The sequence below is a fragment of the Campylobacter concisus genome, assembly GCF_902460415.1.
Classification (GTDB): domain Bacteria; phylum Campylobacterota; class Campylobacteria; order Campylobacterales; family Campylobacteraceae; genus Campylobacter_A; species Campylobacter_A concisus_Y.
In genome coordinates, this window is record NZ_CABPTY010000001.1 from 453177 (window position 1) to 464231 (window position 11055).

11 protein-coding genes are annotated in these 11055 nt (G+C 40.6%); 4 read left to right on the forward strand and 7 right to left on the reverse strand.

Annotated elements, in window-relative coordinates; translation table 11 throughout:
* Positions 1-195 precede the first annotated feature (195 nt).
* From FZ940_RS09405 to FZ940_RS02240, 7 genes are all read right to left on the reverse strand, one after another.
* Positions 196-582 (reverse strand): restriction endonuclease, encoded by a 387-nt coding sequence (locus FZ940_RS09405; RefSeq protein WP_230862210.1) that lies wholly within the window; start codon positions 580-582, stop codon positions 196-198.
* 265 nt (positions 583-847) lie between these two features.
* Positions 848-1096, reverse strand: a complete 249-nt coding sequence (locus FZ940_RS09410; protein WP_187422125.1) for a winged helix-turn-helix domain-containing protein — start codon at positions 1094-1096, stop codon at positions 848-850.
* Positions 1097-1458: 362 nt separating this feature from the next.
* Positions 1459-2178: a fumarate reductase iron-sulfur subunit gene (locus FZ940_RS02220; protein ID WP_021091811.1), complete on the reverse strand. Its 720-nt coding sequence runs from the start codon at positions 2176-2178 to the stop codon at positions 1459-1461.
* Positions 2171-4189, reverse strand: coding sequence for a fumarate reductase flavoprotein subunit (locus tag FZ940_RS02225; protein ID WP_148821332.1), 2019 nt, complete (start codon positions 4187-4189; stop codon positions 2171-2173). The genes FZ940_RS02220 and FZ940_RS02225 overlap by 8 nt, the downstream gene beginning before the upstream one ends.
* Positions 4190-4203: 14 nt before the next feature.
* Positions 4204-4902, reverse strand: coding sequence for a fumarate reductase cytochrome b subunit (locus tag FZ940_RS02230; protein WP_107859019.1), 699 nt, complete (start codon positions 4900-4902; stop codon positions 4204-4206).
* 119 nt (positions 4903-5021) lie between these two features.
* Positions 5022-5837 (reverse strand): prolipoprotein diacylglyceryl transferase, encoded by an 816-nt coding sequence (gene lgt / locus FZ940_RS02235; RefSeq protein WP_148821333.1) that lies wholly within the window; start codon positions 5835-5837, stop codon positions 5022-5024.
* 40 nt (positions 5838-5877) lie between these two features.
* A complete protein-coding gene (locus tag FZ940_RS02240; RefSeq protein ID WP_148821334.1) occupies positions 5878-6519 on the reverse strand; it encodes an IMPACT family protein in 642 nt (213 codons plus the stop codon).
* A 126-nt stretch (positions 6520-6645) separates the two neighbouring features.
* On the opposite strand from FZ940_RS02240, the gene galU reads away from it, so the two are divergent.
* From galU to abc-f, 4 genes are read left to right on the forward strand one after another with little or no spacing between them, the layout of a single operon-like run.
* A complete protein-coding gene (gene galU / locus FZ940_RS02245; RefSeq protein ID WP_009294249.1) occupies positions 6646-7467 on the forward strand; it encodes a UTP--glucose-1-phosphate uridylyltransferase GalU in 822 nt (273 codons plus the stop codon).
* A complete protein-coding gene (locus FZ940_RS02250) occupies positions 7464-8684 on the forward strand; it encodes a glucose-6-phosphate isomerase (protein ID WP_148821335.1) in 1221 nt (406 codons plus the stop codon). The genes galU and FZ940_RS02250 overlap by 4 nt, the downstream gene beginning before the upstream one ends.
* Before the next feature lie 3 nt (positions 8685-8687).
* The gene (locus FZ940_RS02255) at positions 8688-9233 is read left to right on the forward strand and encodes a DUF1287 domain-containing protein (protein WP_148821336.1); all 546 of its coding nucleotides are present in this window, start codon (positions 8688-8690) and stop codon (positions 9231-9233) included.
* A gap of 60 nt (positions 9234-9293) precedes the next feature.
* Positions 9294-10883, forward strand: a complete 1590-nt coding sequence (abc-f, locus tag FZ940_RS02260) for a ribosomal protection-like ABC-F family protein (protein WP_103588329.1) — start codon at positions 9294-9296, stop codon at positions 10881-10883.
* Positions 10884-11055 lie beyond the last annotated feature (172 nt).

The following is an 11055-nucleotide window of genomic DNA, read 5'->3' on the forward strand; positions in this document are numbered from 1 at the left end:
CGTTATTTCGCTGTAATTATAACACTTAAATTTTAGACGGCGTTTATAAGAGTAAAATTTGATCTAAAAAGCATTTTAAGCTGGTAAATTTGGACTATTTTGGCGTTGATAAAGATTTAAATTTATTTTTTAAGCACACAAATAAAGTAAGACTGAAATGATCTCAAGCAAGTAGCACTTTATGGCTTAAAATTTTTAAAAATTATTTTCATCAAAAAAGTCGGTATCGATCTTGCAAATTTCATATATCTGGCCTATTTGAACGCCGACTTTGTATTTTATCATTAGCTCTGCAAGCTTGTCGCCATCTATCAAAACCACACTAAAATTTTGATTGTCTTTGGCGAAATTTTCAGCTTCTTTGGTAAATTTTGTTGTAGTGATAAAGACGCCTTTTTTGGTATTTTTATTTGAGATAGCGCCGATAAACTGCTGAATTTCTGGCCTACGGATATTACTGCCGTCTTTGTATCTTTTTGCTTGGATATAAATTTTAGAAAGCCCAAGTTCATCTTCGTCTATGATGCCATCTATCCCGCCGTCTGGGCCTTTATTTGTGAGATTTCCGGCTCCATAATTCATCTTTTCAAGTAGCTTTGTTACAAGGTATTCAAAAAATCTTGGCTCTTTTTCTAAAATGCTAGATAAAATTTCACTTTTTAGCTCTTCTTTTATTTTGCAAAGCGCTTCATCTATATTGTCATCTGGCGTATTTTCCGTGGCTTCTTTTTTCTCTTGCCTTATCTCTTGTTTGTAAATTTCATCGTACCAAGTGAGAAATTTGCTCTTTTTATCCTTGATACTTACTAGCTCTTTGCCAAAATTTGTTATGGCAAATAGGCTTCTGCTAACTTTTTGAAGCGGTACTTTTTCTGGCTTTGATTTTACTTGAGCTGTTGTGGCTAGATAGGATAAAGCCCAGTCGGTACGATTTATATAAGTTGGAGTTCCTCTTTTTATTTTTTTGCAAAAGATCTTCGTCTTTTAGCTTAAAATGCTCAATTATAAATTTAGAAATTTCAGCTCTATTTGCCTCTTTCTTTTGTGCGACAAAATCCAAAATAGGCAGCATCATATCTTTATAGCTTGGTAACATTTTATATCCTTAAATGAAGCAAATTTTTGAAATTATATAAATTTTTTGGCTTAAAAGCTATAATCAAAACATGAGATGTCTTGGCCTAACAAATTTTCTTTTAGAAAATATTAGCTTATTTGTAAATACCTTTGCTACGATATTTGCACTAATTTTTTGTTTTGTTTCTAGTGTTGGAATCGTCTTTATATTTATCGTATTTCCACTTGGTTATATAATGGGCGCACTCTTATCAATCCCTTTTTTGATATTTTTATTTTTCTTATTTGTATCTATTGATATCTTTTTATGCCTTTTGGCATCTATTTGCAGTCTTTTTTAATAAATTTAGAAGTAAATTTGGGGCTTTTACAGCCCCTTTGCTACTTTATAGCAGCCATTTTTCTACGCATATAAGCTATGCGGCTTTGAAGTGGTAAGTGCTTAGGGCAGTTGTCTTCACAGCCTAGCAAAGTCATACAGCCAAATACGCCGTCATCATCGCCTATAAGCTCATAAAAGTCCTCGTCGGTTCGTTTATCGAGCGCATCGATTTTAAATCTAGCTACGCGGTTAAGTCCAACCGCACCGATGAAATCAGGCCTCATGATAGCCGTACCGCATGCAGCCACGCAGATACCGCACTCGATGCAGCGGTCAAGCTCAAATACCTCTTGAGCCACTTCAGGCTCAACCTTTTCCTCAAGTTTAGAGATATCTGTCTCGTGGTCTGTATGTATCCAGCTCTCCACACGCCTACTCATCGCATTCATCCAGTTGCCCGTATCTACGCTTAAGTCTTTTAGTAACTTAAATACTGGCAAAGGCATAAGCTCAATTACTCCGCTTTCAAAATCCTTAGTAAGAGTTCTACAAGCTAATCTTGGCTTGCCATTTACAAGCATGCCACAACTTCCACAAATTCCAGCACGACAAACAAAGTCAAAGCTAAGATCTGGGTCAAATTTCTCGCGAATCATATTTAACGCGATAAATAACGTCATGCCGTCGGTTTCCTCTAGCTCGTAGGTCGCGAAATGCGGCTTTGAAATTTTGCTTAACGGATTATATTTAAATGCTTTTATGGTTATTTTTCTACTCATATCCTATTCCTGCTCTTTCGTTTGGTGCTTTATATTTTGGTTGAAGATCATAGTGCATTAAAACCTCTTGAATTTCTTGCCTGCTCTTACCTTCAGCTTGCATTTTCTCACGAATTTCATCAACCTCTTTTTGGCGGATCGCACTATCTGGATGCTCAATAATATTACCTTTCGCACCATAGCCTCTAAATGCTGGTGGCATTTCCATTTTCATAATATCAAGTGGCTCATATACGATAGTCGGTAGCGTATCGCCCTCTTTCCAGCTAGTTAGAGTTCTGTTTAGCCAGTTTAGGTCGTCGCGTTTCGGATAGTCCTCGCGGCAGTGCGCTCCGCGGCTCTCGGTGCGATCAAGCGCGCCTTTTGCGATACAAAGGGCTAGTTTTAGCATCTTTGGTACGCGGTAGGCTTCCTCAAGCTCAGGGTTGCCAAATAGCGCCTTGTTTGTGACTTTGACATCTAAAGATTGTTTATAAAGCTCTTCTAGCTCTTTTACCGCTACGGCTAGACCTTCGCCGGTTCTAAAGATCGCCACGTGCTCCCACATGATGTCTTTCATCTTGTTTTTGATCTCAAATACGTTAAATTTGCCCTCTTTTTCGACTAGACTTTTTAGATAGTCTTCCTCTTTTTTAACGAATTTTTCGATATCTGCGGTATTTATATCTATCTCGTGGCTGCCGCAGTAGTCGGCAAAATAGTCCCCAACGATCATGCCTGCGACGACCGTTTCAGAAACGGAGTTGCCGCCTAGGCGGTTAAATCCGTGCATATCCCAGCAAGCAGCCTCACCGGCGCTAAATAGACCCGCTAGCGTCGGACTCTCGCCAGTTGGCTTTGTCTTGATGCCACCCATAGAGTAGTGCTGCATAGGCAGGATCGGCGCCCAGCCTTTACCGCGTTGGCGACCGTTCTCGTCGGTATATACTTCGGTGTCGGCAGGATCGATGCCGTTAAAGATCTCGCAAATTTCTTGAACGTCGCGTAAGTTTTTCTCGATATGCTCGCGTCCTAGGATCGAGATATCTAGCCAAACGTGATATCCGTATGGGCTAGGTACGCCTTTACCTGCGCGGATATGCTCCATGATGCGACGACTTACGACGTCGCGGCTAGCTAGTTCTTTTTTCTCAGGCTCGTAGTCGGGCATAAAGCGATATCCGTCTACGTCGCGTAAAATTCCGCCGTCGCCTCGGCAACCTTCCGTTAGCAAGATACCGCTTGGGACGATCGGAGTCGGGTGAAACTGCACCGCTTCCATATTTCCTAGCTGAGCAACGCCAGTTTCAAGTGCGATGGCCGCGCCGATACCTTCGCAAACTACGGCGTTTGTAGTATGTTTATAAACCCTACCGTAGCCGCCCGTAGCGATTAGCGTACCTTTTGCGACGTAAGCCGTGATCTCGCCGTTAACTAGATCGCGAACTATCGCGCCGTAACAGCGGTTGTTTGCGTGGATTAGCGCGATAGCTTCTTTTCTATCGTGGATTTCGACGTTATGTTTTAGAGCTTCGTTTGCTACGGCAAAAAGCATAGTGTGACCAGTGGCGTCGGCTGTAAAGCATGTCCTCCATTTTTTAGTTCCGCCAAAGTCGCGAGAGTGGATGAGTCCGTGAACCTCTTCTTTTTCTACGATAGTTGTTTTTTGAGCGTTGATGATAGCGCTTCTCTCACCTTTTGTTATACGAGTCCAAGGCACGCCCCAAGCCGCTAGCTCGCGAATCGCCTTAGGCGCGGTTTGACAAAACATACGTGCTACTTGCTGATCGCAGCCCCAGTCGCTACCTTTTACCGTGTCGGCAAAGTGTACATCCTCGTTGTCGCCTTCGCTCATTTTTGAATTTCCCAAAGAGGCTTGCATACCGCCTTGTGCAGCCGCAGAGTGCGAGCGCTTAACGGGAATTAGGCTTAAAACGACGGTGCTTAAGCCCTTTTCTCCAGCAGCCACAGCAGCTCTAAGACCAGCTAGACCACCACCAATTACCAATGCATCATAATATTTTACATTCATCTTCTAGCTCCTTTTTAATGGCTGATCCACACAAAATCGGCGATTAGCGCAATTATAGCAAGTATGCCATAAACGGCAAATACAATTGTTTTTGCCTTATTTCTTTTGGCAAACATTTCGTGCTTATTTGCACCATCAATGCTTATCCATTTGACATACAAGCGGTACATACCAATACTAGCGTGAACGACCATAAAAACAAGTAGCGCGAAGTAGAAAATTTCTAGTTGATGAAATGCAGCCGCTGATTTGTCGGCAGTAATATGTCCACCAAAGACTATATCCACTAGGTGTGCGCTGGCTGCGAAAAATAGAGCAAAACCGGTTAAAAACTGAAACCACCAAAGCGTAGTATCAAGGTGCTTCATGCGGTCTTTGTGGCCTCTAAACATTAGATATTGTCTGTAGTTTGCTGGAAATTTTCTCATAGCTAAAAATGCATGAGCGATAAAAATGGCAAATATTACCGCAGCTATGACGTTAGTGATCCACCATGTAGTCTCGCCGAATAAAAATTTAGCCTCCGCAAACCCTACAACAGCGTTAAATGCGTCTTTGCCAAGTAGTATAGTAGAAGTAAAAACCATATGGCACAATATAAAACAGGCCAAAATAAACCCTGTAATACTTTGCCATCTATCCCAAGCGGCTGGAGTGCGACTTTTTTTGTCGTCCGACCGTTTTCCCAAAAAACCTTCTATAAGCCCGGTCATGAGCCCTCCTAAGAAATTTGAAATAAATTATCATTTCTTAATACTAATTTAAATATTAGTATTAATTGATAAAGCTAATGCTATCAGATTTTTACTTTAATATTTTTTAAACACTTATATTAGAGCTTTGAAAATTTTTTATAAAGCATGGCATAAATAAAAATTCCAAAACCACACATGATAAGTGATAATATTTGACCCATTGAAAGATTAAAAATAATAAATCCAAGCCCTGAATCAGGCTCTCTAAAAAATTCACAAATAAATCTTGCAAAAGTGTATAAAATAGCATAAAGCGCAATCAGCTCGCCATTAAATTTCTTAAATTTCCTATATAAAAATAAAATAACAAAAATAACTAAACCTTCTAAGAATGCCTCATAAAGTTGGCTAGGATGCCTTGGTTGCCCAAAAACATTTATCGCCCAAGGTACATCCGTAACTCGTCCAAAAAGCTCTTGATTTAAGAAATTTCCGACCCTGCCAAATGTGTAGCCAAAAGGTATACAAATGGCACAAAGATCAAGTAGTTGCCATAAATTTTGTTTATACCTTTTGCAAAATAGATATGTCGCAAGCAAAAAGCCAACTACTGCTCCGTGGTAACTCATGCCACGAATTCCTATAAATTCGCCGTTATGAAATGGATTAAAAATTTGCCAAGGTTGTGTCAAGTAGTAGCTTACTTCGCCTGAATAGACTAAAATCCAGCCAAGCCTAGCGCCTAAAATAACGCCTATTTCAACCCAGAAAAAGTAATTATCCAAGAGCTGATTTGAGATTGGGATTTTATCTTTTTTGACGAGATATTTTGCCATGACAAGCGCCAAAACAAGGGCTAAAATATACATAAGCCCATACCAGTGCACGCTAAAGCCAAAGATACTAAAGGCGACTGGGTTAAAGTGGTTATAAATGTCGTTCCAAATTTCCATTTTTACTTTCTTTTTAAAATTTTTGCGATTTTACAATGATTTAGCTTTGATGAGCGAATAAGCTCTTGCTACTAAGCGCAAGGGCTAAAAATTTAAACTTGCTTGCTTCAAATTCTTTGCAAAATTTAAATAGCTCGGCAAACTCAGCCTCGTTTAAATTTATGCTCCAGATCGCTCCAATGTCATTAAATTCTCTTTCAAACTCACTTAAATTTTTAGTGGCAAAATAGTGCTCAAAGCGGCTCATCAGCGAAAACGGCGTAAAAAATTTGATCTCATCTTTTATCTCAAATTTCATCATGCCACCATCTTTTATCGCCTCGTTTATCGCTTCATTCACAGCCCCTGAGTAGGCTCTGACAAGCCCTCCAGTGCCAAGCTTTATCCCGCCAAAGTAGCGAACTATCAAGACCCCAACGTTTATTAGCTCAGCGCCACGCAGGGCATTTAGGCTGGGCTGGCCGCTAGTGCCCTTTGGCTCGCCATCATCGCTTTGATTTTCAACGATTTGTCCGTATTTGTTTAGCTCCCTTGTCGCCCAAACTACGTGAACAGCCTTAAAATGCTCCTCTTTTAGGTGTTCGTGCAAGCTTTTAAACGAGCTTATCGGGCATAAAAATGCTAAGAAATTTGACTTTTTTATATCAAGCTGGGCTTTAAATATCCTATCAATCGTCTGCAAATTTGCTCTTTTTTTAAAATTTTAAAAATCTTATCAATTTGCTAATTAAAGCCTTGTAAATTCAGACAAATTTATATTATTAAGGAAAAGATAGTAGAATTTTGCAATTTTTCACGAAGGACTAAAATGATACAAACTTGCCTATTTCCAGCGGCTGGATATGGAACGAGGTTTTTACCAGCTACAAAATCGCTCCCAAAAGAGATGTTGCCGATCCTTACAAAACCGCTCATTCACTACGGCGTTGATGAGGCGCTTGAGGCTGGCATGGATAATATGGCCTTTGTCACAGGACGCGGAAAAAGGGCGCTTGAGGACTACTTTGACATCAGCTACGAGCTAGAAAAAGAGATCGCAGGCAGCTCAAAAGAGTCACTACTTAGCGAAGTTAGAAATTTGATGAGCTCATGCACATTTTCATTTACTAGGCAAAATGCCATGAAAGGGCTTGGACACGCCATTTATACGGGCAAGACGCTAGTTCGAGATGAAGCTTTTGGGGTCATTTTGGCAGATGATCTATGCATAAATGAAAACGGCGAGGGCGTGCTTTCGCAAATGGTTAAAATTTATGAAAAGTATCGCTGCAGCGTCGTAGCTGTGATGGAGGTGCCAAAAGAGCAGACCAAGTCTTACGGCGTCGTAAGCGGTAGGTTTATAGAAGATGATCTCATAATGGTCGATGATATGGTTGAAAAGCCTGATCCTGCCGAGGCTCCGACAAATTTAGCGATAATTGGCCGCTACATCCTAACGCCAGATATTTTTAACATCTTAGAGCGAACAAAACCAGGCAAAAATGGCGAAATCCAGATCACAGACGCACTAAAAACGCAGGCGAAAGATGGCATGGTGCTGGCTTATAAATTTAAGGGCAAGAGATTTGACTGCGGTAGCATCGATGGGTTTGTCGAGGCTACAAATTTCTTTTACGAGCGCAGTAAATGATAGAAACTTCATTTAAATTTAACTTTGCAAGTAGCGATGTCATCGACTCCTACGCCAAACGCATAAACGACGAGTACGAAAGTGGCGAGATAGGCTACTACCACCTGCCAGTGCTTGGGCAAAATTTACTTGGCGAGATCGAGGAGTATGAAAAGGGCCTTGCTCATATCAAAAATGTAGTACTTGTTGGCATCGGCGGCAGCAGCCTTGGCGTAAAGGCGCTAAAATCGATGCTTGAAGGCACAAAGGGGATAAAAAGAGAGCTTTTATTTTTAGATAACGTCGATCCTTGCAGCTACAAAAGCACGCTTAGTGGGCTAAAATTTGACGAAACGCTTTTTATAATAAGCTCAAAATCAGGCAACACGATCGAGACGATCACTATTTTTAAGTGCTTGCTTGATGACTTTAAGCCTAAAAACTTAGGCAAAAATTTCCTCATCATCACTGATCCTGGGACAAATTTAGAAAATTTTGCCAAAGAAAATGACATTAAATTTTTTAACATCCCAAAAAACGTTGGCGGTAGGTTTAGCGTGCTAAGTGCGATAGGTCTTGTGCCTCTTGGTATCTGTGGCTACGATATAAAGGCACTTCTAGATGGCGCGCTTGCTTGCAAGAAGCAATACATCGAGCAAAAGGATAGTTCAATAGTCGCTAAAGCTTACCACTACGCCACTAGCAGAAATGCGAGCATAAATGTCATTTTTAGCTATTGCGATAGATTTTTTGAATTTAACGACTGGTACGTGCAGCTGTGGGCGGAGAGCCTTGGTAAAAAAAGAGGCTATAAAAGGGTCGGCCTTACGCCAGTTGGACTTGTCGGCAGCCGCGATCAACACAGCTTTTTGCAGCTTATCATGGACGGCGTAAAAGATAAGAGTGTGACATTTATAAAGATAAAAGATCACGCAAGCGACAAGACTATTCCAAACTTTAGTCTAAAAGGGCTTGAAGAGTGCGATTTTGTAGCAGGTCTAAGCCTAAATGAGCTTATAAATTTGCAGTGCGACGCGACTGCTATGGCGCTGGTGCAAGAGGGCATAAGTGTCGATACGATCACACTTGAGAGGCTTGATGAGTTTCACGCTGGCTGGCTCATTTTTTACTATGAGCTGCTAACCTCAGCCACTGGCATCATGCTAGGCATCAACACCTACGATCAGCCAGGTGTTGAGATAGGAAAACGTATCTTAAAAACTATGCTTTTAAAGTAGAAAATGAAGAAATTTCTACTTTTGGCTCTTTTTGCCACACAAATTTTTGCCTTTTCGGCGAGTAAATTTGTAAATGATGCTAGGTCGCAGATCGGTGTGACGCTAAGTTACGATCCAAGTTACGAAAGACTTGCCTATCCTATGGGCGGCGTGGATATCAAAAAGGGCGTTTGCACCGACGTTGTGGTAAGGGCGCTACGTCATCAAGAGATGGATCTGCAAAGACTCATTTTTGAAGATATGAGTATAAATTTCGTAAGCTATCCTAAAAAATGGGGACTTAAAAAGGCTGATAAAAATATCGATCACAGGCGTGTTTTAAACATCGCTACCTATCTAAAAAGAAAAGGTTTCGAGGTGAGTGATGATAAATTTCTGCCAGGGGATATCGTCACATGGATGTTACCAAGAAATCTACCTCACATCGGCGTGATCTCAGATAAATTTGAAGGCCAAACGCCGCTTGTCATCCACAATATCGGCTCTGGCGTGCAAGAAGAAAATATACTTTATAACTACAAGATCACGGGACATTTTAGACTAAAGTAGCAAATGGCTTTTTAATCAAATTTTAGGCAAAATCGCAAAAAATAAATTCAAGGAAAAATAATGTTAGAAGTTAGGGGACTTACTCAAAGATTTGCAAGCAGTTTGCTATTTGAGGATGTAAATTTAAAGCTAAATCGTCACAACAGATACGGACTAATCGGCGCAAATGGCGCTGGCAAATCGACATTTTTAAAAATCTTAAGCGGAGCTATCGAGCCAACTAGCGGCGAGATCATCATAGAAAATGGACTAAAAGTTGGTGTGCTTGGGCAAGATCAGTTTGCATTTGAAAATTTCACTCTAAAAGATGCGGTGCTTTATGGCAACAAACGCTTATACGACGCTGTTAAAGAGAAAGAAAAGCTCTATATGAGCGAGGAATTTACAGATGAGATAAACGAGCGCTTAAGTGAGCTTGAGATGATAAGTGCCGAGGAGGACCCAAGCTACGAGTACGAGACTAGGATAGAAAAAATTTTAAGCTCGCTTGGGTTAAATGAATTTGATAAACTAATGAGCGAGGTCGAAAACTCAGATAAAGTTAAGGTTTTGCTAGCTCAAGTGCTATTTCCAAAGCCTGATATCTTGTTCTTAGACGAGCCAACAAACAACCTTGATATAGACGCGATCGCATGGCTAGAAAACGAGCTAAACCGCCACGAGGGCACACTTGTGGTTATCAGCCACGATAGGCACTTTTTAAATAGAGTTTGCACAAACATTTTGGATGTGGATTTTAAGAAAATTCGCGAGTTTTCAGGCAACTATGACGACTGGTATATGGCTGCAAATTTGATCGCAAAGCAGCATGAGATGGAGCGTGACAAGAAGCTAAAAGAGAAAGAGGAGCTGGAGAAATTTATTGCGAGATTTTCAGCAAATGCGAGCAAGGCAAAGCAAGCGACCTCTCGTGCAAAACAGCTTGAAAAGCTTGACATAGCAGAGATCGCTGTCTCAAGCAGGCGTGATCCTAGCATTCTATTTCGTGCAAACCGCGAGATAGGCAATGAGCTAATTGAGCTTAAAAACGTAAGTAAGAAATTTGATGATAAAGTGATATTTGAGAACTTTAACTTTAAACTCGAAAAGGGCGACAAGCTAGCTATCATCGGCCACAACGGCGTTGGCAAAAGCACACTTTGTAAGATCATAATGGGCGAGATAAAGCCTGACGCGGGCGAGGTGCATATAGGTGCGACCATCGAGCTAGGATATTTTGCACAAGATACTGTAAACAAGATAGATGGCGAGCTAAAGCTTTATGAATACCTACAAGATGCCAAAAATAAAGACATCGACGAGATCAGAAAGTGTCTTGGTAGGATGCTCTTTAGCGGCGCTGAACAAGAAAAGGCAGTTGGCGCGCTAAGTGGTGGCGAAAAACACCGAGTAAGGCTAGCTCAGCTCATGCTTCATAGACCAAATTTACTTGTTATGGACGAGCCAAATAACCACCTCGATCTTGAGGCTATCATCGCACTTGGCGAGGCGTTTTATAACTTTAACGGCTCAGTCATCTGCGTGAGCCACGATAGGGAGCTAATTGATGCCTTTGCAAATAGAATTTTACATCTAAAAGGCAATGGCGAAGTGGTTGATTTTAAAGGTACTTACGAAGAATATAGAGCAAATTTAGGGCTTGAGAGCTAAAATTTGTTATTTCTTGCTCCTGATTGTAGGGGCAAGATTAAAATTTATATTTACTACAAAATCTTACAAATATTAATCTAACCATATAAATTAAAAATAGCTTATAAAAATTATTAAGGTCCAATAAAAAGACTTTATAAGTAAAAAAGAAAAATTATTAAGAATTTTCTAA